The sequence below is a fragment of the Solwaraspora sp. WMMA2065 genome (genome assembly GCF_030345075.1).
Classification (GTDB): Bacteria; Actinomycetota; Actinomycetes; order Mycobacteriales; family Micromonosporaceae; genus Micromonospora_E.
The window spans coordinates 3,028,902-3,055,037 of the sequence record NZ_CP128361.1 but is presented as its reverse complement, the minus strand read 5'-3'; the positions used below and the strand labels follow the sequence as shown (position 1 = coordinate 3,055,037).

At 72.7% G+C, this 26,136-nt stretch carries 21 protein-coding genes; 20 read left to right on the top strand and 1 reads right to left on the bottom strand.

The annotated features are described in order from the left end of the window. The first annotated feature begins 130 nt into the window (after positions 1–130). The 6 genes from O7610_RS30650 (at position 131) to O7610_RS13750 (ending at position 8,692) form a co-directional block, all read left to right on the top strand. Positions 131–1,411: an RNA-guided endonuclease InsQ/TnpB family protein gene (locus O7610_RS30650; protein WP_353850383.1), complete on the top strand. Its 1,281-nt coding sequence runs from the start codon at positions 131–133 to the stop codon at positions 1,409–1,411. Beyond that, the gene (locus tag O7610_RS13770) at positions 1,408–1,581 is read left to right on the top strand and encodes a hypothetical protein (RefSeq protein ID WP_281567293.1); all 174 of its coding nucleotides are present in this window, start codon (positions 1,408–1,410) and stop codon (positions 1,579–1,581) included. The genes O7610_RS30650 and O7610_RS13770 overlap by 4 nt, the downstream gene beginning before the upstream one ends. Before the next feature lie 111 nt (positions 1,582–1,692). Further along, on the top strand, positions 1,693–3,054 hold the full coding sequence (locus O7610_RS13765; protein WP_281551132.1) for a Rieske 2Fe-2S domain-containing protein: 1,362 nt from the start codon (positions 1,693–1,695) through the stop codon (positions 3,052–3,054). Then, on the top strand, positions 3,047–4,579 hold the full coding sequence (locus O7610_RS13760) for a glutamine synthetase family protein (protein WP_281551131.1): 1,533 nt from the start codon (positions 3,047–3,049) through the stop codon (positions 4,577–4,579). The genes O7610_RS13765 and O7610_RS13760 overlap by 8 nt, the downstream gene beginning before the upstream one ends. Before the next feature lie 12 nt (positions 4,580–4,591). Beyond that, the gene (locus O7610_RS13755; RefSeq protein ID WP_281551130.1) at positions 4,592–6,046 is read left to right on the top strand and encodes an aldehyde dehydrogenase family protein; all 1,455 of its coding nucleotides are present in this window, start codon (positions 4,592–4,594) and stop codon (positions 6,044–6,046) included. Between the two features lie 72 nt (positions 6,047–6,118). Then, positions 6,119–8,692 (top strand): aminotransferase class V-fold PLP-dependent enzyme, encoded by a 2,574-nt coding sequence (locus O7610_RS13750; protein WP_281551129.1) that lies wholly within the window; start codon positions 6,119–6,121, stop codon positions 8,690–8,692. On the opposite strand, the gene O7610_RS13745 is transcribed toward O7610_RS13750, so the two are convergent. Next, the gene (locus O7610_RS13745; RefSeq protein WP_281551128.1) at positions 8,628–9,383 is read right to left on the bottom strand and encodes a GntR family transcriptional regulator; all 756 of its coding nucleotides are present in this window, start codon (positions 9,381–9,383) and stop codon (positions 8,628–8,630) included. The genes O7610_RS13750 and O7610_RS13745 overlap by 65 nt on opposite strands. A gap of 308 nt (positions 9,384–9,691) precedes the next feature. On the opposite strand from O7610_RS13745, the gene O7610_RS13740 reads away from it, so the two are divergent. The 14 genes from O7610_RS13740 to O7610_RS13675 all read left to right on the top strand — a co-directional run bounded on the left by O7610_RS13740 (position 9,692) and on the right by O7610_RS13675 (position 26,131). After that, positions 9,692–11,704 (top strand): primary-amine oxidase, encoded by a 2,013-nt coding sequence (locus tag O7610_RS13740; RefSeq protein WP_289213447.1) that lies wholly within the window; start codon positions 9,692–9,694, stop codon positions 11,702–11,704. A gap of 181 nt (positions 11,705–11,885) precedes the next feature. After that, positions 11,886–13,532 carry an ABC transporter substrate-binding protein gene (locus tag O7610_RS13735; RefSeq protein WP_289213446.1) on the top strand — a complete coding sequence of 549 codons (1,647 nt, stop codon included), beginning with the start codon at positions 11,886–11,888 and terminating at the stop codon, positions 13,530–13,532. 33 nt (positions 13,533–13,565) lie between these two features. Further along, the gene (locus O7610_RS13730) at positions 13,566–14,435 is read left to right on the top strand and encodes an ABC transporter permease (RefSeq protein ID WP_289213445.1); all 870 of its coding nucleotides are present in this window, start codon (positions 13,566–13,568) and stop codon (positions 14,433–14,435) included. Beyond that, positions 14,432–15,484 carry an ABC transporter permease gene (locus O7610_RS13725; RefSeq protein WP_281551124.1) on the top strand — a complete coding sequence of 351 codons (1,053 nt, stop codon included), beginning with the start codon at positions 14,432–14,434 and terminating at the stop codon, positions 15,482–15,484. The genes O7610_RS13730 and O7610_RS13725 overlap by 4 nt, the downstream gene beginning before the upstream one ends. A gap of 7 nt (positions 15,485–15,491) precedes the next feature. Beyond that, positions 15,492–16,184, top strand: coding sequence for an alpha/beta fold hydrolase (locus O7610_RS13720; protein WP_281551123.1), 693 nt, complete (start codon positions 15,492–15,494; stop codon positions 16,182–16,184). Beyond that, positions 16,181–17,239: an ABC transporter ATP-binding protein gene (locus tag O7610_RS13715; RefSeq protein ID WP_289213444.1), complete on the top strand. Its 1,059-nt coding sequence runs from the start codon at positions 16,181–16,183 to the stop codon at positions 17,237–17,239. The genes O7610_RS13720 and O7610_RS13715 overlap by 4 nt, the downstream gene beginning before the upstream one ends. Then, a complete protein-coding gene (locus O7610_RS13710; protein ID WP_289213443.1) occupies positions 17,236–18,243 on the top strand; it encodes an ABC transporter ATP-binding protein in 1,008 nt (335 codons plus the stop codon). The genes O7610_RS13715 and O7610_RS13710 overlap by 4 nt, the downstream gene beginning before the upstream one ends. Continuing rightward, complete coding sequence (locus O7610_RS13705; protein ID WP_281551120.1) at positions 18,240–19,004, top strand: amidohydrolase family protein; 765 nt, start codon at positions 18,240–18,242, stop codon at positions 19,002–19,004. The genes O7610_RS13710 and O7610_RS13705 overlap by 4 nt, the downstream gene beginning before the upstream one ends. Then, complete coding sequence (locus tag O7610_RS13700; RefSeq protein WP_281551119.1) at positions 19,001–19,456, top strand: cytidine/deoxycytidylate deaminase family protein; 456 nt, start codon at positions 19,001–19,003, stop codon at positions 19,454–19,456. Before O7610_RS13705 ends, O7610_RS13700 begins: the two co-directional genes overlap by 4 nt. A gap of 62 nt (positions 19,457–19,518) precedes the next feature. Beyond that, a complete protein-coding gene (locus O7610_RS13695; RefSeq protein WP_281551118.1) occupies positions 19,519–20,331 on the top strand; it encodes a creatininase family protein in 813 nt (270 codons plus the stop codon). 32 nt (positions 20,332–20,363) lie between these two features. Further along, entirely contained in the window at positions 20,364–20,996 is a 633-nt protein-coding gene (locus O7610_RS13690; RefSeq protein WP_281551117.1) for a cyclase family protein, read from the top strand. A 19-nt stretch (positions 20,997–21,015) separates the two neighbouring features. Further along, positions 21,016–22,536, top strand: coding sequence for a gamma-glutamyltransferase (locus tag O7610_RS13685; RefSeq protein WP_289213442.1), 1,521 nt, complete (start codon positions 21,016–21,018; stop codon positions 22,534–22,536). Continuing rightward, the gene (locus tag O7610_RS13680; RefSeq protein ID WP_289213441.1) at positions 22,536–24,512 is read left to right on the top strand and encodes an oxidoreductase; all 1,977 of its coding nucleotides are present in this window, start codon (positions 22,536–22,538) and stop codon (positions 24,510–24,512) included. Before O7610_RS13685 ends, O7610_RS13680 begins: the two co-directional genes overlap by 1 nt. Further along, positions 24,509–26,131: an amidohydrolase gene (locus O7610_RS13675; protein ID WP_289213440.1), complete on the top strand. Its 1,623-nt coding sequence runs from the start codon at positions 24,509–24,511 to the stop codon at positions 26,129–26,131. Before O7610_RS13680 ends, O7610_RS13675 begins: the two co-directional genes overlap by 4 nt. Positions 26,132–26,136: the final 5 nt, after the last annotated feature.

Here is a 26,136-nt window from a genome sequence, read left to right as displayed (position 1 = left end):
GGGTGAGCGACAGCTCGGCGGCGATCTGGGCGGTGACGTCACCGCGCCGCAGCGATCAGCTCGCGGAGCATGGCGAGCATGACGGTGACGGCCTGGATGGGCCGTGCCCCAGGCGAGCGCGGGCACCAGCATGATGCCGGTGCCGGCAGCAACCAGAGCCTGCTTGCCGTGCCAGTCATCAGACGCCGTGGTGGGGGTCGACGCCGGCCTCGACAGCCTGTTCACCCTGTCCACCGGGGAGAAGATCCCCAACCCGGGGCATGAACGCCGTGACCGGCGGCGGCTGGCCCGGGCCCAGCGGAACCTCGCACGCAAGGCCAGAGGCTCGGCGAACCGGGCCAAGGCCCGGCTGGCGGTGGCCCGGGTTCATGCCCGGATCGCCGACCGCCGCCGCGACCACCTGCACAAGTTGACCACCCGGCTCGTTCGTGAAACCCAGACGATCGTGATCGAGGACCTGGCCGTCCGCAACATGATGGCCAGTCACAGTCTGGCCCGCGCCGTCTCGGACGCGGGCTGGCGGCAGTTCCGCAGCATGCTGGGGTACAGAGCGGACTGGTACGGCCGGGATCTGGTGGTCGTGGACCGCTGGTTCCCGTCGACCCGACTGTGCTCGGGCTGTGGCGTACTGGCTGAACACCTGCCGTTGGCGGTCCGGTCGTGGACCTGCCGGTGCGGGCAGGCCCATGACCGGGACGTGAACGCGGCCCGGAACATTCTCGCGGAGGGGCTCTCCGTGACTGCCTGTGGAGGCGGTGTGAGACCTCACCGGGAGTCCTCCTCTCGGACGGGGCGGTCGTCGGTGAAGCAGGAACCCCCTGGGGCGACCCAGGGAATCCCCGTCCCTTCAGGGCGGGGAGGAAGTCAACGCAGTGGAAGGCGATCCGGGGCGGGCCGCCGAGGGCGTCGGCCAGTGCGGTCAGCGGCCCCAGACAGCCCGGGTACGCGCAGTCGATCCACGTCTCGCCGGCCAGGTCGGTCAGCCGTACCCGGTCGACGCCGGCCAGCCTGTGCCCGGCGGGGAGGGCGACCAGCAGCTCCTCGTCCGTCAGGTCGACCCCGTCGCCGACGGCGGGCGCGACAGCAGCGGGTGCGACACCAGCAGGATCGGCCGAAGACGTCCGGGTGCCGGGCGCGGAACCGGCTGATCGCCGCCGGTACGAGGGTGGTGTTGGCGCTGATGCTCGGCACCGGCGACCCGCACGGTCGTGACTCGGTGCGGTGGATCGTCGAGCAGGCCGCGACCGCGTCGGTGCGCACGGCCGGTGCTGGCCGCGTCGGACGCGGGTCGAGTTGCCCGGGGTCGGTCGCCGTACCGTCTTCCCTTTTCCGTTCTCGGACCAGCATGTCCTGGCGGCCCGTCACGGGATCCGGGCCACCACCCGGATGTGCCTCGACTCCAGGGCTTTGACGTGGCCGCTGTTCGCCGGTCGGTCGTCCGGGTTGTTCCGCCTGGCCCGCCGGTTGCGGCTGGCCGACGTGCTGGTGTCGGCGCTGGTCCGGGCGTGGGTCGGCGCTGACCGGTTCGTGGTGCGGGCGAGCGCCAGCAGATCGAGCGGACCGGCGGTGACGCTGGAGTGACCGTCCGCGATTCCGCAGATAGCGGGATGCTGCAACTATCGCGCCGCCCACATCTATGCCAGGATTGGATCCAATGCATGCTGGATCGGATGCCTAGCTGAGAGGGGTGCCATGCTGCGGCGCGAGGAGAACGAGCGGATCACCCGCTCCGGGCCGGGCACACCGCTCGGCCGGCTGATGCGCGCGTACTGGCAGCCGGCGGCGCTGGTGTCGGAGATGGACCCGCAGCGGCCGGTCAAACCGGTCCGGCTGCTCGGCGAGGACCTGGTGCTGTTCAAGCAGGCCGACGGCGGCTGGTCGCTGGTCGGGCGGTTCTGCGCGCACCGGGGCGTCGACCTGGCGTACGGCCGGCACGAGGACGGCGGGCTGCGCTGCCTCTACCACGGTTGGCTGTACGGGCCGGACGGGCGCTGCCTGGAGCAGCCGGCCGAGCCGCCGCACAGCACCTTCGCCAGCAAGGTGCGCATCCCCAGCTACCCGTGCGTCGAGCGCAACGGCATCGTCTTCGCCTACCTCGGCGAGGGCGACCCGCCGCCGATGCCGCACTACGACTGCTTCCAGGCACCCGACGAGTACACCTTCGCCTTCAAAGGGCTGTGGGAGTGCAACTGGCTGCAGGGCGTCGAGGGCGGCATCGACCCCAGCCACGTCTCGTTCCTGCACCGGTTCATCGACGAGGATCCGCGCGACGTCTACGGCCAGCAGTTCAGCGAGGAGGTCGCCGGCACCGGGCAGAAGCTGTCCAAGCTGGTCGGCGACGCCTACCGGCCGGACATCGAGGTCGAGCAGGCCGAGCACGGCCTGCGGGTGTACGCGCTGCGCCAGCTCACCGACGAGATCCGCCACGTACGCATCACGAACCTGGTCTTCCCCAACGCGTTCGTGGTCCCGTTCGGCAACGACAAGGTTTTCTGCCAGTGGCACGTGCCGATCGACGACTACCACCACTACTGGTACATGATCTTTTACGACTTCGCCGAGCCGACCGACAAGCAGACCCTGCTCGCCCAGCGGCTCGACGAGGTCTCCCTGCCGGACTACCGGCCGCTGCGCAACCGGGCCAACAACTGGGGCTTCGACCCGGCCGAGCAGCGGGACCTGACCTACACCGGAATGGGGCTGGACATCAACGTCCACGACCAGTGGGCGGTGGAGAGCATGGGCCCGATCCAGGACCGCACCGTGGAGCGACTCGGTGTCTCCGACCGGGCGGTGACCGCGAACCGCCGGCTGCTGCTGCGCGCCATTGACGCCTTCGAGGCCGGCAACCCGGTCCCGGCCCGCCCGGCCGACGAGGCTGCGGCCGCCGAGCTGACCGGCCCGCTCGCCGTCGACACCGTGGCCCCGACCGACGGCTGGGAGCAGACCTGGCGCGAACGTGAGGCGCAGCGGCGGGCCGGCTCCCCGTGGGCCGGCACCCCGTCGCGGTCGGCGGTCGGCGCTCCGACGCGGTCGGCGGCCGGCGATGCGTAGCCTCGACGAACGGCCCGTCGCCGACGGCGGGGACGGCCGCCGCGTGGTGCCGATGCTCGCCGCCGACCGGGGCGGCTTCATCGACCGTCACCAGCTGTGGACCGACACCCAGTACGCCGCCGCCGGCCAGCTGCGCCGGGTCGTCGACGAGCTCGGTATCGAGCTGATCCGGTTCTCTTTCGCCGACCAGCACGGCGTGCTGCGTGGCAAGACGCTGACCCGGGAAGCCGCCGCCACGGCACTGCGGTCCGGCGTGACCGCGCCGTCGTCGCTGCTGCTCAAGGACCCGTCCGGCGCGTCGGTCTTCCCGGTCTTCGCCGCCGACACCGGCGTCGGGGTGAGCGGGTTCGCCGGTGCCGGGGACATCGTGCTGGTGCCCGACCCGACCACGTTCCGGGTGCTGCCGTGGGCGCCACGGACCGGCTGGTTGCTGTGCGACCTGCGGTTCCCCGACGGTGCCGCGGTGCCGTTCTGCACCCGTGGCCTGCTGCGCACGCAGCTCGACCGGTTGGCCGCCGCCGGGTACGCGATGACCGTCGGCGCCGAGCTGGAGTTCCACGTCTTCGCCACCGACGGTCCCACCGACGGCGGGCTCGACGACGACCAGGTCGGCCGGCCGGGTGCGCCCGGCCGGGCCAGCGGCGCCCGGCCGCTGAGCCGGGGCGCGCAACTGCTGCACGAGGACGGGCTGGACCGCGCCGACGAGGTCGTCCAACTGCTGCACCACGGGCTGACCCGGCTCGACCTGCCGCTGCGCTCCCTGGAGCTGGAGTTCGGGCCGAGCCAGTTCGAGATCACCATGACCGCCGGGGACGCGGCGGTCGCCGCCGACCAGGTGCTGCTGGCCCGCTCGGCGATCCGCCAGCTCTGCCGCCGGCACGGCTACCACGCCACGTTCATGTCCCGCCCGGCCGGTGCCCAGACCGCCTCCACCGGGTGGCACCTGCACCAGTCGCTGCGCGAGCTGGCCACCGGCACGGCGGCGTTCGACCCGGTCACGCCGGGGGAGGCGCTCTCCCCGGTCGCCGGGCACTACCTCGCCGGTCTGCTGGAGCACGCCGGTGCGGCAGCCGCCTTCGCCACCCCGACGGTCAACGGCTACAAGCGCTACCTGCCGTTTTCCCTCGCGCCGGACCGGGTGGCCTGGGGGGTCGACAACAAGGGGGCTATGGTCCGGGCCGTCGGTGCCGGCTCCGACACCGGCGTACGGCTGGAGAACCGGTGCGGCGAGCCGGCCGCCAATCCGTACCTGTATATCGCGTCGCAGCTGGTCAGTGGCCTGGACGGGATCGACCGGCGGCTCGCCCCGCCGCCGGCGGTGCAGGATCCGTACGCCGCCGACGCGCCCCGGCTGCCGGCCTCGCTGGCCGAGGCGCTGACCGCGCTGGAGGCCGATCCGGCGTTCACCGCCGCGCTCGGCGCCCCGGTGATCTCCTGGTACGCGACGCTCAAGCGCCGCGAGTTCGCCCGCTACCTCGCGCACGTCTCCGACTGGGAGCAGCGCGAGTACTTCGATCTGATCTGAGGGAGTAGCCCGATGACGTCGTCTGTCGCCCCGCTGGCCGACCTGGAGCCGTTCCACGTCGACGGCGGGTGGATCGCCCCCGGTGGGCGCGCGCTGATCGAGGTGCGTGACCCGTCCACCGGCGCGGTGATCAGCCGGGTCGCCCAGGCCACCGCCGAGGACGTGGACGCGGCGGTGGCCGCCGCCACCCGGGCGTACGCCGACCGGCGGTGGAGCGGTCTGGCTCCGCTGGAGCGCACCCGGGTGCTGCACCGGCTCGCCGACCTGATCGAGGCGCACCTCGAGGAGTTGGCGGTGCTGGAGACCCGGGACAACGGCAAGCCGATCGAACGTTCCCGGGCCGACACCGGCGCGGCGGCCCGGGCGTTCCGGCACTTCGCCGGGGCGACCAGCAGGCTGACCGGCACCGTCGTGCCGATCGACGGCGGCGGCCACCACGTCTACACGGTGCTGGAGCCGGTCGGTGTGGCGGCGCTGATCCTGCCGTGGAACTTTCCGATCATGACCGGCTGTTTCAAGATCGCCCCGGCGCTGGCCGCCGGCTGCCCGGTGGTGGTCAAGCCGGCCGAGCAGACCCCGCTGACCATGTTGCGGGTGGCCGCCCTGGCCGCCGAGGCCGGCGTGCCGCCGGGGGTGTTCAACGTGCTCACCGGCGACGGCGAGGTCGGCGCGGCGCTGGTCGCCCACCCGGGCGTGGCGAAGGTGTCGTTCACCGGCTCCACTGAGGTGGGCCGGTTGGTGATGGCCGGCGCGGCGGCGACGACGAAACGGCTCACCCTGGAGTTGGGTGGGAAGAGCCCGAACATTGTCTTCGCCGACGCCGACCTGGACGCCGCGGTGCTGACCGCGATGCGGGCGTCGTTCGGCCACTCCGGGCAGATGTGCACCGCCGGCAGCCGGCTGCTGGTGCAGCGGTCGATCCTGGACGAGATGACCGAGCGGCTGGCCGCAGCGACCCGCCGGGTGCCGCTGGGCAACGGACTGGACGGCGGGGTGACCGTCGGCCCGCTGGTCTCCGAGGAGCAGCGCCAGCAGGTGCTGTCGTACATCGAGACCGGCATCCGGGAAGGGGCCACGGTCGCGGTCGGCGGCGGGGTGCCGGACCGGCCCGGCTACTTCGTCGAGCCGACCCTGTTCACCGGGGTACGCAATGACATGGCCATCGCCCGGGAGGAGATCTTCGGGCCGGTGACCGGGGTGATCGCCTTCGACGATGAGGACGAGGCGGTCGCGATCGGCAACGACACGTCGTACGGGCTGGCCGCCGGGGTGTGGACCCGGGACCTGTCCCGGGCACACCGGATGGCGGCCGTGCTGCGGGTCGGCACGGTCTGGGTGAACACGTACAACATCTTCGACCCGGCGCTGTCCTTCGGCGGGGTCGGGGACTCCGGTCTGGGCCGGGATTTGGGCGACGAAGCCCTGCATTCGTACTGCGAGCGCAAGGGCGTCGTCGTCGCGCTCTGACCGGCGGTGCCCGGTCCGGCGAGGTGCCGTCGACCGGACCGGGCACCGCCTCGATCACCGATGGGATCCATCTTGAGAGACTCTGCATCCCAGACCGGGCCGGCGGGTGCGGTCGCGGAGCCCGCCGACCCGGCGCCCGTGCCGCTGGGCCCGGCGTCTGTGCCGGCGGGCGCGCTGACGCTGGACCCTGCGGCGCTGAGGGCCGCCACTCCCGGCGCGACCCTGGCCCACCACCTCAACGCCGCCGGCGCCGCACTGCCCAGCCTCGCCGTACTCGACACGGTCATCGACCACCTGCGGCTCGAGTCGCGGCTCGGCGGCTACGAGGCGGCCGAGGCCGCCGCCGAGCGGACCGCCGACGTCTACCACCTGGCTGGCCGGCTGCTCGGCGCGACAGGAGAGGACATCGCCCTGGTGGAGAGTGCCACCGTGGCGTGGCACCGGGCGATCGACGCGCTGCGGCTCGGCCCCGGCGACCGGATCCTCGCCTCCGCGTCCAGCTACGTCAGCTCGGCACTGCACCTGCTCGAGCTGCGCCGCGCCCGGGGCATCAGCGTCGAGGTGCTGCCCACCGACGACTCGGGCGGCGTCGACCTGCACCAGTTGGAGCAGGCGCTGCGGCAGCCGGCCGCGCTGGTCACTGTCGCCCACGTACCGACCTCGTCGGCGCTGATCGAACCGGTCGCGCAGATCGGCGCCCGGGTCGCCGCTGCCGGCGTACCGCTGCTGGTCGACGCCACCCAGTCGGTCGGCCAACTGCCCGTCGACGTCGGCGCGATGCACGCCGACATCCTGGTCGCCACCGGCCGCAAGTTCCTGCGTGGACCGCGCGGCACCGGGCTGCTCTATCTCGACCCGGCGCTGCGTGAACGCGCCCGTCCGTTGACCCCGGACGTACGCGGGGCCCGATGGACCGGCGACGAGGAGTACGACCTGCTGCCCGGTGCCCGACGGTACGAGACCTGGGAGGCGTCGCACGCGTTGCGGCTCGGCCTGGGCGCCGCGCTGACCGAGGCGCTTGCCCTCGGCGTCGACGCCATCTCGGCGTACGTCAGCCAGTTGGCCGCCCGGCTGCGGGCCGGGCTGGCCGAGCTGCCCGGAGTGACCGTGGTCGACCCGCCGGCGGCCGGCGGTGGCATCGTCACCTTCGTCCGCGACGGCGAGGAGCCGGCCACCACGGTACGCACGTTGCGCGCCGCCGGCCTGCACCTGGTCGCCGTGCCGGCCAGCCACGGCCAGTGGGACCTGGGTCGGCGCGGCCTGCCTGCGGTGGTCCGAGCCTCCGTGCACGTCTACAACGACGACACCGAGGTGGACGCGCTGCTCGCCCGACTGGCCCGCCCGGCGGCCACCGGCGTACCGACGCCACCGACGGCGACTGCCACGCCGGACGCTGTGCCGCCGGTGCCGCCAGCGCCGGGCCCGGCTCCCGCGCTGCTGACCGGTGCAGACCGCCGGGCCGACGTGATCGTCATCGGTGCCGGCGTCCACGGACGCAGCGCGGCCTGGGCACTCGTCGCACGCGGTGTCCGGGTGATCCAGCTTGACCGGCTGCCGGCCGGGCACACGGAAGGATCGTCACACGGACAGACCCGGATGATCCGTCGCGCCTATCCGTCGCCGGTCTGGGACGACCTGGTGGACCGCGCGTACACCGGTTGGCGCGAGCTGGAACAGGCCGCCGGTCGCCGGTTGGTCAGCACTGTCGGCGGCCTGTACGCCCGACCGGCCCGGACCAGCGGCACCCTGCGCGGGCCGGACTGTGTCCTGGTCGACGCCAACCAGGCCGCCGGCATCGCGCCGGGCCTGGTGCTCGGGGCCGACATGGTGGCCGTACACGATCCGGCGGCCGGCGTGATCGACGCCGCCGCCGCGATGGACGCGCTGACCGGGCTCGGTAGGGCCGCCGGGGTGCACCGTCGCGACGGCTGCCGGGTGACCGGTTGGCACCCGGACGGTGCCGGGGTCCGGGTACATACCGACTCCGGTGACCTGCTCGCCGACCGGCTGGTCATCTGTGCCGGACCGTGGACCGCCGACCTGGTGCCGGAGTTCGCCAGCCGGTTGACCACCGTGCGGATCGTCAACATCCACATCGGCTCGTCCACCCCGGCGCTGCTGGCCCCGCCGGCGCTCGGCCCGTTCTCGGTCGACGTCCCCGGCGTCGGTCTGCTCTACGGCATCCCGGCGCACGGTCCGGACGCCGTCAAGGTGGGATTCGACCATGGTCCGGTCGACGACCTGAGCCGGCCGCCCGGTCCGGTGACCGCCACCGAGCGGGCCGAGTTGCTCTCCGTCGCCCGTCGTTTCCTGCCGGCCGCCGACGGCCCGGTCACCGCAGAACTGGCCTGCCGCTACACCATGGCGCCGGGCAACCGGTTCGCGGTCGGGGCGTTGCCGGCGCATCCGCAGGCGCTGGTCGCGGCGGCCTGCTCCGGGCACGGGTTCAAGTTCGGCCCGGCGATCGGTGCCGCGTTGGCCGACCTGGCGACCGGGATGCCCCGGCCGGACCTGGAGTTTCTCGCTCCGGCGGCGATGGGGGTCGACGGGGTGCCGCCCGGGGACTGGGCCGGCGACCGGGTCAACCCCGGAACACCGTTGCCGAACGCCGCTCGTACCAGCGAGCCAACTGCTCACCGGCGCTGATCACATGGGCCTGCATCTCACGCCGCGCGCGTTCGCCGTCCTCCGCGGTGAGCGCGGCGACGATCCGCTCGTGCTCGTGGAAGTTGTCGTCGCGGTGGCGAGGGTTGTCCTGCAACACCAGCGCCGAGACGTTACGCGGGAATGCCTCGTTGATCTCCTTGATCACCCTGGCCAGCCAGTCGTTGCCGGCCACCTGGTGAATGAGGGTGTGGAACCGGTCGTTGGCGGCGTTGGTGGAGCCGGCCAGGGCGACCCGGGCGCGGGCGACCCCCGGGTCGTCCTCGACCCGTCGCTGCGGGATGCTGCCCCGGGCGGCCTGCTCGGTACGTCGCAGCAGCGAGTTGGCCTCCCGCAGCTCGTGCAGGACGTCGTCGGTGATCCGGCTGACCGCCCGTTCGCAGGCCAGCGCCTCCAGCTCCGCACGGACCTCGTAGGCTTCCCGGACCTCCCACGGCGCCGGCACCCGGACCACCGCGCCACGGTGCGGCACCACCTCGATCAGCCCACCGGTCTGCAGTTGGCGCAGCGCCTCCCGGACCGGGGTGCGGCTGACCCCGAGCAGCTTGGCCAGCTCGGCCTGGCGCAGTTGGGCACCGATCGGGATCTCGCCGGACATGATCTTGGCGCGGATCTTCGCGGCGGTGGCGTCGACGAGGGCACTGCTGGTGTTTTCCGTCGAGCTGACTGGCATGCCCGGTGCCCCTGTCTGATCGGTGTGCGGCGCAGCCGGCCGGGTGCCGGCCCGGCTGCGGTCTTCTCCACAGTGGTGCGATGTGGATGTCACGATAGCAAGCCGGCCGTCGACCCTGCGGGTCCCGTACATTTCGCTTTGGATCCCGGTTTTGGATCCAAAGATCCTGAGGTAGTATCCGAGACTACCTTGGCCAGGGAGTTCTTAGGAAGCACCGGCCCGCCGCAGCCACCACGACGCGACACAGACCGACCCCAGACGAGCCGGACCGCATCGGAACGACTCCCGCGACGGCGACAGGAGCAATCGTGAGCGCGTGCCACCCCAGCCCGGACGGGCGCAACCACCGCAGTCATCCGCTCGATCCGCCCAGCCCGGCCGAGATCGCCCGTGCCGTCGCCGTCGCGCGTGCCGACGGTCGCCTCGGCGAGCGGACCCGGTTCTGGGGGGCCACGCTGGACGAGGCACACGCCCGCGCCGTCGTGGCCGGCGCGGCGGCGGCCGGGGAGGTCCGACTCGGACTGGTGGCCATGGACCACGCCGCCGGCACTGCCTGGGAGATCGACGTCGCGCTGGCCGCCGGGAGCCGGGCCGACGGTGCGCCGTCGGACCACGCTGGAGACGAGGACGTTGCGGACCGCTGCCTGGACTGGCGTCCACTCGACCCGCGTCGGCCCGGCATCACCTCCGAGGAGGCTCGCGCGGCCGCCCAGGCCTGCCGGCAGAGCCCACTGTTCCGCGAGGTGCTCGCCAAGCGGGGCATCCACGACGTCTCACTGGTGATGGTCGACGCCGAGTCGATGGGCGGCTTCGAGCCGAAGCGCTACGCCGACCGGCGGCTGACCTGGGGCACCGTCTGGCACCGTGTCGACGAGGGCGACAACGGCTACGTCCGCCCGGTGCAGGGCGTGGTGCCAATCATCGACATGGCGACCATGGAGGTCCTGGAGGTCGAGGACCACGGCGTGGTGCCGATTTCCGAAGAGGCCGGCCCGCTGGAGGCCGACGCCTGGCCGACCCGGCCGGGCCTGCGGCCGTTGGATGTCGTGCAGCCCGACGGTCCGAGTTTCGACGTCGACGGCTGGCAGGTCAGCTGGCAGGGCTGGCAGTTGCGGGTCGGCTTCACCCACCGCGAGGGCCTGGTCCTGTACGACCTGGAGTTCCAGGGGCGGCCGGTGGTCAAGCGGGCCGCCTGCAACGAGATGTACGTGCCGTACCTCGACCCCAACTCCACCCAGTACCGCAAGAACTTCTTCGACTGGGGCGAGTACGGGGCCGGGCCGCTGACCAACTCGCTCGCCCTCGGCTGCGACTGCCTCGGCGTCATCTACTACTTCGACACCGCCTATCTCGGTGGCGACGGGGACCCGGTGACCATCCCGAACGCGATCTGCATGCACGAGGAGGACCACAGCATCCTCTGGAAGCACAACGACCTGCGCCGCGGAGTCAGCCAGGTGCGTCGCTCGCGGCGGTTGGTCATCTCCAACTTTCAGACCGTGGCCAACTACGACTACGGCTTCTACTGGTCGCTCTATCAGGATGGCCGGATCGAGCTGGAGGTCAAGTTGACCGGGATGCTGTCGGCCTCCGGTATCGCCGACGGCGACGAGGTGCGCTACGGCCGGATCGTCGCGTCGAACGTGCAGACCCCGACCCACCAGCACTACTTCGGGCTACGCCTGGACATGGCGGTGGACGGATCGCGCAACCGGCTGGTCGAGGAGCATGCCGAGGGCGAGACCGACCCGACGCTCGACCCGTACGGCAACGCGGTACGCAACGTGCGTACCCCGTTGCTGCGTGAGTCCCAGGCCGCGCGCCGCACCGACCCGGCGTCGGCTCGCCGCTGGCGGGTGGAGAGCACCACCCGGACCAACCGGTACGGTGAGCCGACGGCCTACCGGCTGCTGCTGCCGAACACCACTCGACCGTTCGCCCGGCCGGACTCGGTGATGGCCCGTCGGGCACCGTTCATCCACCAGCACCTGTGGGCCACCCCGTACGATCCGCAGGAGCAGTTCCTCGGTGGTCGCTATCCCAACCATGCCGAGCCGGGCGACGACGGTGTGCAGGTCTGGCAGCGCCAGGACCGGTCGATCGACGGTGCGGAGCTGGTGCTGTGGCCGGTGCTCGGCACCCACCATTTCCCGCGCCCGGAGCAGTGGCCGGTGATGCCGGTGGACGCGATCCACATGATCCTCGAACCGGACGGCTTCTTCGACCGCAATCCGGCGATGGACGTGCCGGATTTGGCTGCCGCCCGCAGTGCGGGCAGTGCCTGCTGCTCCACTGGAAATGACGTGGTGCCGGCCGACTGACCCGGCCGGTGCGTCGGCCAGCGCGCCGGCCACGGGGACCCCTGTCCACTCTCGATATCCCGACACCAGACGTTCACAATCGCGACACGGACCCGAATTGGGTACCGCAGATGATGATTTTGGATCCAATCCAAATGAAATTTAATCCATCTTCGTCCCATACCCCGCCGAGGAGCGCACTATGTCGGACGATCCCCGCAAACTCCCGCAGAATCTGATAAGCCGTCGCGCGATGCTGCGCGGCACCGGTCTGCTCGGTCTCGGCTTCGGCGCCAGCAACCTCCTCGCCGCCTGCGGCGTCGCCTCCGATGGCAGCGAAGACGGCGACGACGGCACGAGCAGCGGCGGCACTCTCACGCTCGGCATCGACGCCACCAGCGCCGTCAACGACCCCGCTTTCTACACGTCACTGGGCGACTGGATGGCGGTCGACTGCATCTGCCGTGGACTGACCTTCATCTCTTTCGAGACCAACGAGCCGCAGGCTGACCTCGCCGAGAGCTGGGAGATCTCCGACGACGGGCTGACCTACACCTTCACTCTGCGTCAAGGTGTGACCTTCCACGACGGCACCACCTTCACCTCGGCGGACGTGCTGGCCAGCCTCGGTCGGCAGTTCAACGAGGACGACCCGACGCTGCCTGAGGGGTCTTCCCGGCCGCTGCGCAGCCTCGGCGCCAACGTCGCCTCGCTGGACGCTCCGGACGAGTACACCGTGGTGATGGTGCTCAACAGCCCTGACGCCACCGTGCTCAACCGGCTCTCCGACATCGGCGGCCGGATCATCTCCTCCGCTGCACTCGCCGAGTACGGCGCTGACATCGGCAAGAACCTGGTCGGCACCGGCCCGTTCCAGTTCTCCTCGGCGACCGCCGGGCAGCAGGTGGTGCTGACCGCGTTCGAGGACTACCGCGCCGGCCGGCCCAAGGTCGACCGGCTGGTGATGCAACAGGTCCAGGACCCCTCCACCATCGTCAGCTCGCTGCTCAGCGGCGACCTGTCCGCCACCCAGTTCACCCCGTACTCGGCGGTCGAGCAGCTCAAGGCCGACGACGCGGTGACCTTCCACGAGACGCCGTACAGCTTCGACGCGATGATGATGATCGACGCCCGGCGGATCCCGGAGCTGGAGGTGCGCCAGGCGATCAACCTGGCGATCGACCGGGAAGCGATCATCGCCCAGGCGTTCTTCGGCATCGGCGCGCTGCCCGACGGCTACACGATCCCGCCGTCGCAGGACGGCTACGACCCGAGCCTGGCCGATCTGAGTCGGTTCGATCCGGACGAGGCCCGGCGGCTGATCGAGGCGGCCGGCGCCACCGGCCGGCAGGTGGCGCTGATGGCGGCAAGCGACTCCTGGCATCCCCGCGCGGCGCAGATCGTCGCGCAGAACCTCACCGACATCGGGTTGACCGTCGTGAGCGACTCGGTCGACCCGGCCACCTACTTCAGCCGGCTGCTCGACCCGGAGGACGAGTTCCACGAGGTGATGATCTGGGAGCGCAACTCCTACATCCCGGACCCGGACAACATGATCGGGGCGATGGGCCTGCCGTCCGGGGTGTACGGCGACTTCACCTCCGGACTCAACACGCTGCCCGGCTCGGAGGCGTTCGCCGACGACCTGGCCGCCGCGAAGAACCTGCCCAACGGTGACGAGCGCACCGCCGCGTACACCGACGTCCAGCGCCGCTTCGCCGAGCAGTACATGGTGCTGTCCATGCTCTGCTACTCGGCGAACCCGGTGGTCACCGGGGCGAACGTCGAAGGCGCCAACGTCGCCGCGCTCGGCAACCACCGCTGCTTCATGGAGAACGCCAGTGTCTGACCCGACCCCCACGTCGGCCCGTCCGGGGGACCAGTGACGGTCGCAGGGGCGCGGCCGGTCGGGCGATGGAGAGCCGCCTACGCGCGGCGCTCCATCGCCCGGTCCTGGCTGGCCACCGTCTCCTGGCTGGTGGTCGTCGGCTTCGTGCTGATGGCGACCATCGGACCGCTGCTGGTCGGCGCCGACCCGGAGCGACAGAGCAACGTCACCCTCGCCGGGTTCGGCACCGCCGGGCATCCGCTCGGCACCGACGACCTCGGCCGAGACTTCCTTGCCAGGCTCGTGTACGGCGCCCGCCCGCTGCTGCTGGTCGCCTTCCTCGCCACCGCCGTCGCCGCGGCCATCGGCACCACCGTCGGCATGCTCGCCGGCTACCTCGGCGGCTGGGGCGAGCAGATCCTGATGCGGATCACCGACGTCGGGCTCGCCTTCCCGTCCATGTTGCTGATCATCCTGGTCGTGGCGGCCAGCGGACCGGGCGTACGCAGCCTGGTGGTCGGTGTCGGTGTCGCGCTGTCGCCCGGCCTGGCCCGGCTGGCCCGGGCGTTGACCGCCCGGGAAGCAGCCCGCGACTACGTGCTCGCCGCCCGGCTCGGCGGCACCCGGTCGCCCCGGATCATGGTCCAGGAGATCCTGCCCAACATCGTCGGCCCGTTGCTCGCCCAGGTCGTCATGACCCTGTCGGTGGCGGCCGGATTCGCCGCCGGCCTGTCCTACCTGGGCCTGGGCATCCAGCCACCCACCCCGGACTGGGGCTACATGGTGCAGGCCGGGCAGGAGTTCATCTACTCGGCACCCCGGATGGCGGTGCTGCCCGCCGCGTTGACGCTGATCTTCGTGGTCGCCAGCAACTTCGTCGGCGACGACCTGCGTGACGCGCTGGACCCGAGGAGCCGCCGATGATGCGGCTGCTGCGCGGCAGATCGCTGCCGATGCTCACGATGCGCCGGCTGGCCAGCGTGCCGGTGGTGCTGTTCGTCCTGGCCTCCCTGGTGTTCCTGGCCATCCGCCAGCTACCCGGCTCGCCGTCGTCCACCCTCGCGGCCAGCGGTACCCAAGGGCTCAGCGCCGAGCAGATCTCGGCCAACGAGGCCCGGATCAACGAAGCGCTCGGTCTGGACCGGCCGATCTGGGAGCAGTACCTGCGCTACCTCGGCGACCTGCTCGGCCTCGATCTCGGGCGCTCCTTCTACGGCGGCAACAGCGTGCTGGACCTGCTCGGCGGGGCACTACCGGCGACGATCGAGCTGACCGTCGCGGCGATGCTGATCGCCGTCCTGATCGGGGTCGTCACCGGGGTGATCGCCGCGCTGCGCAAGGACACCTGGGTCGACACGACCACCCGGTCCATCGCCACGGTCAGCTTCTCGCTGCCCTGGTTCGCCCTCGGCGTACTGAGCATCGTGATCTTCGGGGTGTGGCTGCGCTGGATGCCGGTGATCGGTCGGCTGCCCAGCCAGCTCGACTACCAGCCCACCACCAACTTCGTGCTGCTCGACGCGATCCTGCAGGACCGGCCGGAGCTGGTCGGGCCGTGGCTGCAGTACCTGATCCTGCCGGCCACCACCCTCGCGCTGGCGATGGCCGGCTTCATCACCCGGATCGTGCGGGCCTCGGTGCTGGAGGTACTCAGCGACGACTTCGTGCGGACCGCCCGGATGAAAGGGCTGCGGGAGCGGACCATCCTGCGCCGCCACGTGCTGCGCAACGCCGGCCTGCCCATCGTGACCGTGCTCGGTCTGCAATTCGGCTCGCTGCTCGGCGGTTCGGTGATCACCGAGACCGTCTTCTCCTATCCCGGCGTCGGCAACCTGCTGGTCAGCTCGGTGCTGCAACGCGACTACCCGGTGGTGCAGGGCGCCGCGCTGGCGATCGCACTGCTGTTCGTGCTGGTCAACGCAGCGGTCGACCTGTTCTACCTGGTCCTGGACCCGCGCCTACGGAAAGGATGAGTCCATCATGGATATCGTGCTGGTGCACGGCGCCGGCGGCACCCCGAGCACCTGGGCCCGCGTGGCACCGTTGCTGCGCGCCGCCGGGCACCGGGTCCACCTGGTCACCAATCCGATGAACTCGCTCGTCGAGGACGTCGCCAACACCACCGCCGTGCTGGCTGACTGCGCCGGGCCGGTGCTGCTGGTCGGGCACTCCTACGGCGGCGTCGTGATCACCAACGTCGGGCGCGACATCCGGGTCGTCGGGCTCGTCTACGTCTGCGCGTTCGCCCCCGACGAGGACGAGTCGGTGCAGGACATCATCGGCCGCTACCCGCCGGCCGAGGTCAGCCGGCACATGCGGCGTGGCCCCAACGGCGAATGGGCCTCGGAACACAGCCCCGAGTACTGGGCGGAGATCGGCTGGGACGTGCCGGAAGCCGAACGGGACAACTTCGACGCCGACTCGCGCCCCAGCGCCGACGCCATCTTCGCGCAGCCCACCGGGGTGCCCGCCTGGCGCGACAAGCCGTCCTGGTATCTGGTCGCGGCCGAGGACAGGACACTGCGGCCGGACACCCAACGGGACATGGCCGCCCGTGCCGGTGCCACCATTTCCGAGGTCGGCGGCAGTCACTTCACCCCCCGGGTCCGGCCCCGCGACGTCGCCGACCTGGTCGAGCAGGCCGTCGCCAGCGTCACCGGAGCGCCCCGGTGACCTCCGCCCCGACCGGCCCGGCCCCCGCCGGCCCGCCGGCGCCGGTGCTGTCCGTACGCGGGCTGCGGGTCGAGTTCGACGTGCCCGCCGGTCGGCTGCCCGCCGTCGCCGGCGTCGACCTCGACCTGCACCCCGGTGAGATCCTCGCCCTGGTCGGCGAGTCCGGCTCCGGCAAGTCCGCCCTGGCGATGAGCCTGGTCGGACTCAACCGGGCACCCGGCACGCACATCAGCGGCCGGGTGGACTTCGCCGGCCGGAACCTGGCCACCGCCAGCGAGGCCGACCTGCGCCGGGTCCGGGGCAGGGACATCTCGGTGGTGTTCCAGGACGCCCTCGCCGCACTCAACCCGTTGCAACGGGCCGGGGCGCAGGTTGCCGAGATGATCCGTACCCATCAACGGATCAGCCGGGCGCGGGCCTGGCAGCGGGCCGAGGAGCTACTCGCCGACGTCGGGATCGCCAACCCGGCGCGCAACGCCCGCGCCTACCCGCACCAGCTCTCCGGCGGCATGCGGCAACGCGTCATGATCGCGATCGGGCTGGCGAACGACCCGACCGTGCTGATCGCCGACGAGCCCACCACCGCCCTGGACGTCACCATCCAGGCCCAGGTGCTGGCCACCCTCAACCGGCTGCAGGCCGAACACGGCACCTCCATCGTCCTGATCACCCACGACCTCGGCGTGGTCGCCGAGGTCGCCGACCGGGTCGCCGTCATGTACGGCGGCCGCATCGTCGAGCAGGGCACCCGCGACCAGGTGCTGTACTCACCGCAGCACCCGTACACGATGGGGCTGCTCGACTCGGTGCCCCGGGTCGACGGGCCGGTCGCCGACCGGCTGCCGGCGATCCCCGGCAGTCCGCTCACCGGCGTCGACCGACCACCCGGCTGCGGCTTCGCCCCACGCTGCGCGTTCGCCCACAGCGACTGCGACAGCGCGCCGCCCGAGTTGACCCACCGGCACGGCGAACCCGGCCACGTTGACGCCTGCCTGCTCGACGCGTCGGCCCGGCACGCCGCCCGCACTCCGGCAGCGGTCGGAGGTCGACCGTGACCAGCGTGCCACTGATCGAGCTGACCGGACTGCGGGTGGAGTACCCGGGGCGCGGCGGTGATCCGGTCCGCGCCGTGCGCGACGTCGACCTGGAGATCCGCGAGGGCGAGACCCTCGGGCTGGTCGGCGAGTCCGGCTGCGGCAAGTCCACCCTCGGTCGGGCCATCCTGCGGATCACCGAACCCACCGCCGGCAGCATCCGACTGCTCGGCCGGGAGATCACCGGACTGCGCGGCACCGTCTTCCGACAGATCCGCGCCGACCTGCAGATGGTCTTCCAGGACCCGTTCAGCTCACTCAACCCGCGGCGGCGGATCGCCGACAGCGTCGCCGAGCCGCTGCTGCGCGGTCGGGGGGTCAGCCGGGCCGACGCCGGCCGGGCCGTCGACGAACTGCTCGACCTCGTCGGGCTCGGCCGCGACGCCGGCCGACGCCGGCCGCACGAGTTCTCCGGCGGCCAGCGGCAACGCATCGGCATCGCCCGGGCGCTCGCCCCGTCACCCCGGTTCATCGTCGCCGACGAGCCGGTCTCCGCCCTCGACGTCTCCATCCAGGCCCAGGTGGTGAACCTGCTCGCCGACCTGACCCGGGAGCGCGGCCTGACCATGTTGTTCATCTCGCACGACCTGGGCGTGGTGCGGCACATCGCCGACCGGATCGCCGTCATGTACCTCGGCCAGATCATCGAGGTCGCCGACCGGGACACCTTCTTCGACGTGCCGGCACACCCCTACAGCGAGGCACTGCTCTCCGCCGTACCCACCCTGGACCGGGAGTCCGACCGGGAACGGATCGTGCTCGCCGGCGAGTTGCCCGACCCCGCCCACCCACCGGCCGGATGCCTGTTCCACACCCGGTGCCGGTACGCCGTCGAACGCTGCCGCACCGAGGCGCCGGCACTGCGATCGATCCAACCGGGCCGCACGGTCCGCTGCCATCTTCCCCTGGTGCCGCAGGACATCCCGGCACCGTCGACCGTCACCACCGGAGGCACAGCACAGTGATCATCGACGCGTACAACACCACCCAGGACGTGCGGGGCCGATCCGACTACCTCACCGGCGCCCGGCCGGGGCAGGCGCCGCCGCCGTACACGCCGTTCGACCCGCGGCGGATCCTGGACCGGATGGACGCCGCCGGGGTCGACATGGCTATGGTCTGCTCCCTGGCCCAGCGGATCGAGAACGACTTCATCATCGGCCTGGCCAAGGCCCACCCGGACCGGCTGTTCGGCTTCGGGCAGGTCCGCCCGGCCGACGACGACGCGCTCGACGAGATCGCCCGGATCGCCGACGCCGGCCTCAAAGGGCTCAAACTGCACCCCAGCCTGCACGGCTACCACGTCGCCGACCACGGACTGCTCGACCCGGTCTTCGCCGCCTGCGCCGAACACGGCCTGATGGTGCTGATCAACGCCCTCGACGACGCGTTCTGCGCGCCGCTGGCGATCGAGGAGATCGCCAAGGGCCACCCGCAGGTGCCGACGATCATCGCCCACATGGGAGCGGTCTGGAACGTTCCCGAGGCGATCATCGTCGCCGAACGGAACCCGCACATCTACCTGGAGACCTCAGCCACCCTGATCAGTGACGTCAAGCGGGCGTACGCCCGGCTCGGTCCGGGGCAGATCCTGCTGGGCAGCGAGTGGCCCGGCTCCGACTTCGACCTGGAACGGATGAAGATTGCCAAGGCGATCCCGGAGGCCGCGGACCGGGCGCTCGTCGAGGGCGGCAACATGGCCAGGCTGCTCGGGATCGCCGCATGACCGCCGAGGATGTCGCGCCGGTGCCGGCACCGGACGGGATGACCCCGGGCGAGGTCGAGCTGCTCGACGTCGCCCAGCGGCTGCTGGCGAAGGTCTGGGTCACCGGCCGGCACGAGGTCGCCACCGCGCTGCGCACCCCGGACGGCACCATCCACACCGGCGTGCACCTGGAAGGGTCCTGCCGGCGCAGCTCGATCTGTGCCGAAGGTGTCGCCCTCGGCGTGGCCCGCGCCGCGTTGCCCGCCGGGACGCCGCTCACCGTCGACAGCGTTGTCTCGGTGCAGATCAAGCCGGCCGGCCGGTTCCGGGTCATCGCCCCGTGCGGGGTGTGCCGCGAGCTGATCAGCGACTACAGCCCGCAGGCCCGGGTCTGGATCACCACCGTCGACGGCGCCGTCACCGCGACGGAGGCCATCGACCTGCTACCGGAGAAGACCCGCCGGGCCTGGTGACCCGGCCCCGTACACGTACCGCGCCGTGCCCGACTCCGTCCACGTACCGAGAGAGGAACACCGTGTCTGAACCGTCCCGCACCGACCTTGACCGGGCGGCGCTCGCCGCCGAGCTCGGCGGCCCCGGCACCCCGGTCGCCTGGGCCGACCTGACCTGGCCGGAGGCCGGCCAGACGGCAACCGCTGTCGACTCGGTGATCATCCCGGTCGGTGCCACCGAACAGCACGGCCCGCACCTGCCGCTCGCTGTCGACACGCTGATCTGCGACGCGGTCGCCCGCGACGTCTCCGCGCTCACCGGCGTGCCGGTGGTGCCCCCCATCGGGTTCGGCGTCTCCGCCTCACACGGCGACTTTGCCGGCACCATCGCGCTGCGCCCGGAGACCCTGATCGCCGTCGTCGAGGACGTCATCGACTCGCTGCACGCCAGCGGCGTACGGCAATTCATCCTCCTCAACGGGCATATCTGGAACAACGGCTCGCTCGACGTCTCCGCCGAGAAGCTACGGGTCCGCCACCGCGACTCACGGGTACGGGCGTTGGCCTACGTGACCATGTACCCCGGACCGGAGGTCGATGGCCACGTCTACCACGGGCGCGGGCTGATGCACGCCAACTACTTCGAGACCTCGGTGATGCTGCACCTGTATCCGGACCTGGTCCGGATGGACAAGGCCACCTCGCACCGCGACGTCGACTCGTTCTGGGACTACCGAATGGACCAGGTCAGCGACACCGGCGTGTGGGGTCGCGACGTCGCCGACGCCACCGCCGAGCACGGCCGGGCCGAGTACGACCGCTGTGTGGCCACCACCTCCCGGGCCGTCGCCGCCGCCGTGCGCGAACCCTGGCCTGACCCCACTCACCGGCCCTGACCGTCCCGCCACGCCCCGCCCGGAGGACCCGCGTGAAGATCTACGACATCACCCTGCCGATCCATCCGAAGATGCTGCACTGGGGCCGCAAACCTGAGGTGGAGATCGTCGAGTCGCTGGCCAACGGCGACGCCTCCAACGTCACCCGGTGGCGGCTCGGCGCACACACTGGCACCCATGTCGACGCACCGGCGCACTTTGTCGACGGTGCCACCCCGATCGACGAGGTCGCCCTGGAGACCTTGGTCGGCCCGGCCGTGGTCGCCGACCTGACCGCCGTCGACGGGGACGTGACCGTCGCTGACCTGGTCGCTGCCGGCGTCGCCGGTGCCACCCGGGTGCTGCTGAAGACCAGCAACTCGGCCGGCCCGCTGCGTGAGACCGAACGCGCCGAATCCTGGGTCGGACTCTCCCCGGAGGCCGCCCGCTGGCTGATCGACCAGCGGGTCGCGCTGATCGGCATCGACTACCTGACCATCGAGAGCCACCGGCGCACCGACACCTGGGACGCCCACCACGCCCTGCTCGGCTCCGGCGTGATCATCCTGGAGAACGCCGACCTGGACGCCGTGCCGCCGGGAGAGTACGAACTGGTCTGCCTGCCGACGAAACTGGTCGGCGCAGACGGGGCGTTCGCCCGTACCATCCTGGTCCAGCGCGACTGACCCGGCGAGACTGATCCGCATGTCGATCGAGATCGCGCTCGCCGCACCACATCCGGCCGCGTTGGACGCCGCCGCCGACGTGGTAGCGGCCGGCGGTGGCGTCGTTGACGCCGCCCTCGCCGCCGCCGCCGCGCTCACCGTCGCCTACCCGCACCAGTGCTCGGCCGGCGGTGATCTGATCGCTCTGGTCCGCACCCCCGACGACGAGGTACGCGCGGTGTTGTCGGTCGGCGCCGCCGCCGGCGGCGTGGACGTCGCTGCGCTGCGCGCAGCCGCCGACCGGATGCCGCCCGGCGGACCGCTGACCGTCACCGTGCCCGGTGTCGTCGCCGGCTGGGCCGCGCTCGCCGGACTCGGCGGCCGGCTGCCGCTGGCCCGGGTGCTGGCACCCGCCGTCGAGTTGGCCGCCGGCGGCGTACCGGTCAGCCCCGGCCTGGCTGCGGCGATCCTGCGCCGGCTCGACGTGGTACGCGCCGATCCCGGCCTGGCCGCGTTGCTGCTCGACGGCGACGGTACGCCGCTGCCGCCCGGAGCGGTGCTGCGCCAGCCGGCGCTGGCCCGCACCCTCGGCACCATCGGCGCCGACTGGCGCGACTACTACCAGGGCGAACTCGCCGAGGCGCTGGCCGCCGGACTGGCCGCGCTGGGCAGCCCGCTGACCACCGCCGACCTCGCCGGGCACGCCGCCGAGCTGACCGATCCACTGCGGTACGCCGCCGCCGGCTCCCAGGTGACCTGGTCCGTCGCGCCGCCACCCAGCCAGGGCGCCACCCTGCTGGCCATGCTCGCCGCCAACGCCAACGCCAACGCCAACGCCGCGTTGGCCACCGCCCGGACCGCCGAACAGCGCCGCGACACCCTCCTCGGTGACCCCCGGGTCGGCCCGGTCGACCTCGACGGGCTGCTGCTTCGCACCGACCCACCGACCGGGCCGGCGCCGCCGGCCGGCCCGAAACCGGCCGGCGACACCGTCGCGGTCACCGCCGTCGGCAACGACGGCACCGCCGTCACCCTGATCCAGAGCGTCTTCCAGACCTTCGGTGCCGGCATCTGCGAACCCGGCACCGGCCTGGTGCTGCACAACCGGGGATCGGTGTTCAGCCTCGACCCGACCCACCCCGGCCGGCTGCGCCCCGGTGCCCGCCCACCGCACACCCTCTGCCCGGCGATAGCCACCGGCCCGGACCGGGTCGTCGCGCTCGGCTGCCAGGGCGGCCGGGCCCAGCCGTGGATCCTGGCCCAGGTCGCCGCCGACGCGCTGACCACCGCCGACCCGGCCAACCTGCTGGCCCGCCCCCGCTGGGTGATCGGCGCCCGCGACGTCGGCCAGGACCGGCCCAGCCTGCTGCTCGAACCCGACACCCCGGCCACCGACGCGCTGCGGGCCGCCGCCACCGACCTCGGCCTGCGGGTGGTGCAGCTGCCGCGGCGTCACGACGACGCCGGGCACGTCCAACTGTCCCGGCTCACCCCGGCCGGCCTCGACGCGGCCAGCGACCCCCGCGCCGACGGCGCCGCCCGGGTGCTGCGGGGCCGTTGATGGACTCCGCCGAAGCGGCCACGCTGCTCGCCGACCCGTACCGGCTCGGGCCGGTCACGCTGCGGTCCCGGATCGTCAAGGCACCCACCTCGACCGGTGCGGCCGACACGGGCGGGTACGCCCGGCCGTGGCACCGGGACCACTATGCGCGGGTCGGCCGGGGGAGCGCGTTGACCATCGTCGAGTTCACCGCGATCGATGACGGCGCCGCCCTCGGCTTCCCCGGCCATCTCAGCATCGCCAGCGACGACCACGCCGCCGCGTTGGCCCCGGTCGCCGAGCGGATCCGGGCCGACGGTCGCGTCGCCGGGCTGCAGATCGCCCACGCCGGACGACAACGCACCCTGCCGGGGGAGGCGCTCGCCGCGTCGGCGGTGCCCTGGCCCGCCATCGAACGCCGACTCGGGCTGCGGCCCCGCGCCATCACCGTCGACGAGATCGCCGCGGTCGTCGACGGCTTCGGCCGGGCGGCAGGCCGCGCGGCCCAGGCCGGCTTCCAGGTGGTAGAGATCCAGGCGTCCAACGGCTACCTGCTCGCCGGGTTCCTCTCCCCACACACCAACCGGCGCGACGACGACTACGGCGGCGATCCGGCCCGGCGACGTCGTGTCCTGCTGGAGGTCGTCGCCCGCTGCCGGGCCGCGCTGCCGGCCGAGGTGGCGCTCACCGTACGGCTGTCCGACCGCGACCACGAAACTGGTGGGCAGGAGCTGGCCGAGACCACCGAGCTGGTCGCGGCCCTGGCCGCCACCGGCCAGGTCGACGCGGTACACGTGTCGTCCGGCAACCACGCCACGCGGGTACGCCAGGTGCCGCCGGCCGCCGTGCCACCCGGGGCCGTCTGGCGATCGGCCCGGACCCTGCGGGCCGCCGGTCTGCCTACCATCGCCTGCGGCGGGATCACCGAACCGGCACAGGCGGCCGGGCTGCTGCGCGACGGCACCGCCGACCTGGTCGCGCTCGGCCGGGCCTTCCTCGCCGACCCGGACTGGGCGGAGAAGGCGCTCGCCGGCGCCGCCAGGCGGATCCGACCCTGCGTACGCGGCAACGACGGCTGCCACGCCCGCGCCGCCCTGATCGGCCGGCCGGTCGCCTGCACCGTCAACCCATCGCTGAGCCTGCCGCCGGCCTCAGCGTCGTCCGGCCCGGTGCGACCGGCCAACCGGTCGCCTCACCTGGTGCCGTCGGACGCCCCGGTGCTCGTCGCCGGGGCCGGTCCGGCCGGTCTGGAAGCCGCACACCGGCTCGCCGAGCATGGACACCGGGTCCGGCTCTACACCGGCGGCCGGCCCGGCGGTGCCCTGCGGGACGCGGTGGACAGCGGGGTGCACGACAGCTTCGCCCCGTACCTGCGCTGGTTGACCGACCGGCTCGCGGCCAGCCCCGTCGAGGTGGTCGACACTGCGCTGCACCCGACGGACCTCGGCGCAGAGTGGGCCGGGCTGCTGGTCGCCACCGGCGGCGTGGCGCGGTCGCTGCCCGGCGCGGTGCCTGCGCTCGACGTGCTGCGCGGGCTGGTGCCGCTGCCCGCCGACGGTCCGGTGCTGGTGATCGGCGCCGGCCGGACCGGCACCAGCACGGCCGCCGCGCTGGCCCGGCGCGGTGCGGATGTCACGCTGCTCGGCGACACCACCCGGGTGCTCGACGATGAACCCCCCGACGACCCACCGACCTGGGTCGACCTGCTCGCGTCGGTCGGGGTGCGGACCGTGCTCGGCCACCGGGCCAGGGTTACCAACGACCAGGAGGTGCAGGTGGACGGGACGGTGTTGCGGGCCAGGCTGATCGTCGCTGCGGTCGGTCGCGAACCCCACCAGGACCTGTACGAGGCCGGCGCCGAGGTGGCCGCCGGCCGGCCGGTGCTGCGCTGCGGCGACGCGCTGCGCCCGGGACGGCTGCACGACGCGGTGCACGCCGGGGCGCGGGCCGCCCGTACCGTGCACGAGGCCCTCGCCTTCCGGCAGGTGACCCGGTGACCGGCGGTGATCTGCTCGTTGTCGGCGACGTGCGGACGATGGACCCGGCCGGCCCGCGGGCCGAAGCGGTCGCCGTGCGCGCCGGGCGGATAGCCGCCGTCGGCGACCTGCGCGCCGCCCGCGCCGCCGTCCCCACCGGTACGCCGGAGCTCGCCCCGCCCGGCGCGGTGGTGCTACCCGGCTTCGTCGACAGCCATGTCCATCTGATCTGGGCCGGCCGGGCCGCCGCCCGGGTCGGGCTGGACGATGCGGTCAGCGTCCGCGACATCTGCGACCGGATCAGCGGGCACGCCCGCCGGCATCCCACCCGCCGGTGGATCGAGGCCGACGCCGGCTTCGACCCCGGTGACCTGGCCGAACGCCGGCTACCCAGCGCCGCCGAGCTGGAGGCCGCCGCTCCTGGCCGGCCGGTGCTGCTGGACCGTAAGGGCCACGACGGCATCGCCAATCTGACCGCGCTGCGGCTGGCCGGGATCTCCGCCGGCACCCCGGACCCGCCCGGTGGGCGGATCGACCGGTACCCCGACGGCACCCCGACCGGGCTGCTCGTCGAACATCCGGCGGTCGCCCTGGTCCGTGCGGTGGTCCCGGAGCCGGACCAGCAGACGAGGATCGACTGGATCACCGCCGGGCAGGCGGAACTGCTCGCCCACGGGATCACCACCGCCGTCGACCCGGCGGTGCCGGCCGCCGAACTGGCCGCGTACGCGGCGGCCGGCCGGGCCGGTGCGCTGCGGCTGCGTACCGTGGCGATGCCGTTGGGCGGCGACGACGTCGACGACGCGCAGCTTCGCCGTACCCTCGATGGTTGTGATCTTGACCGGGCCGCGCCGGGTCTGCTGCGCGCCGGGCCGACGAAGCTGTTCCTCGACGGCGGCGGCTCGCTCGGCACCGCGCTGCTGTCGTCACCCTGGCCGGGCACCGACGGCTACCACGGCAACCAGAGCCTGCGTACCGACACGGTGCGGGCGCACTGCGCGGCAGCGGCGGCGCACGGGCGGGGCGTCGGCGTGCATGCCGTCGGCGACGCCGCGATCGACCTCACCCTGTCGGTCTTCGCCGAGGTCGCGGCCGGCAAGCCGATCGCCGGACTGGGCTTCCACCTGATCCACGCCTACCTCGGCCCTGGGCCGGCGGCGATGGCCACCGCCCGGCGGCTCGGCGTGCCGGTGTCGGCGCATCCGGCGCTGCAGTGGGCGTTCGGGCTCAACCTGATCGACCGACTCGGCGAGCCGGCCGCGGCCGCCGCGAACCCGCTTCGGTCCTGGTTGGACGCCGGGGTGACGGTCGGTGGCGGCTCGGACGGGCCGGGGCCGCCGATGTCGGTGCTGCACGGCATCTGGCAGGCCCGTACCCGTCGGGTCCGGGGCCGCGACGAGCCGCTCGGGCCGGACCAGGCGATCACCGCGCCTGAGGCGCTGGCGCTGTTCACCACCGGCGCTGCCGAGGTGGCCGGCAACCGGCGGGCCGGCTGGGGCGCCGGGGTGCTGCGGGTCGGCGAGCCGGCGGACCTGACCCTGCTCGACGTCGACCCACTCACCCCGGACCCTGACGCGCTGCTCGCCGGCACGGTCCTGGCCACCGTGGTCGCCGGCGAGGTCCGGTACGCCGAGGTATGAATCGA

Coding starts and splice junctions, on each gene's coding strand:
- O7610_RS30650 (WP_353850383.1), top strand. CDS start 131: ATGATGCCGGTGCCGGCAGCAACCAGAGCCTGCTTGCCGTGCCAGTCA.
- O7610_RS13765 (WP_281551132.1), top strand. CDS start 1,693: ATGCTGCGGCGCGAGGAGAACGAGCGGATCACCCGCTCCGGGCCGGGC.
- O7610_RS13760 (WP_281551131.1), top strand. CDS start 3,047: ATGCGTAGCCTCGACGAACGGCCCGTCGCCGACGGCGGGGACGGCCGC.
- O7610_RS13755 (WP_281551130.1), top strand. CDS start 4,592: ATGACGTCGTCTGTCGCCCCGCTGGCCGACCTGGAGCCGTTCCACGTC.
- O7610_RS13745 (WP_281551128.1), bottom strand. CDS start 9,383: ATGCCAGTCAGCTCGACGGAAAACACCAGCAGTGCCCTCGTCGACGCC.
- O7610_RS13735 (WP_289213446.1), top strand. CDS start 11,886: ATGTCGGACGATCCCCGCAAACTCCCGCAGAATCTGATAAGCCGTCGC.
- O7610_RS13725 (WP_281551124.1), top strand. CDS start 14,432: ATGATGCGGCTGCTGCGCGGCAGATCGCTGCCGATGCTCACGATGCGC.
- O7610_RS13720 (WP_281551123.1), top strand. CDS start 15,492: ATGGATATCGTGCTGGTGCACGGCGCCGGCGGCACCCCGAGCACCTGG.
- O7610_RS13700 (WP_281551119.1), top strand. CDS start 19,001: ATGACCGCCGAGGATGTCGCGCCGGTGCCGGCACCGGACGGGATGACC.
- O7610_RS13685 (WP_289213442.1), top strand. CDS start 21,016: ATGTCGATCGAGATCGCGCTCGCCGCACCACATCCGGCCGCGTTGGAC.
- O7610_RS13680 (WP_289213441.1), top strand. CDS start 22,536: ATGGACTCCGCCGAAGCGGCCACGCTGCTCGCCGACCCGTACCGGCTC.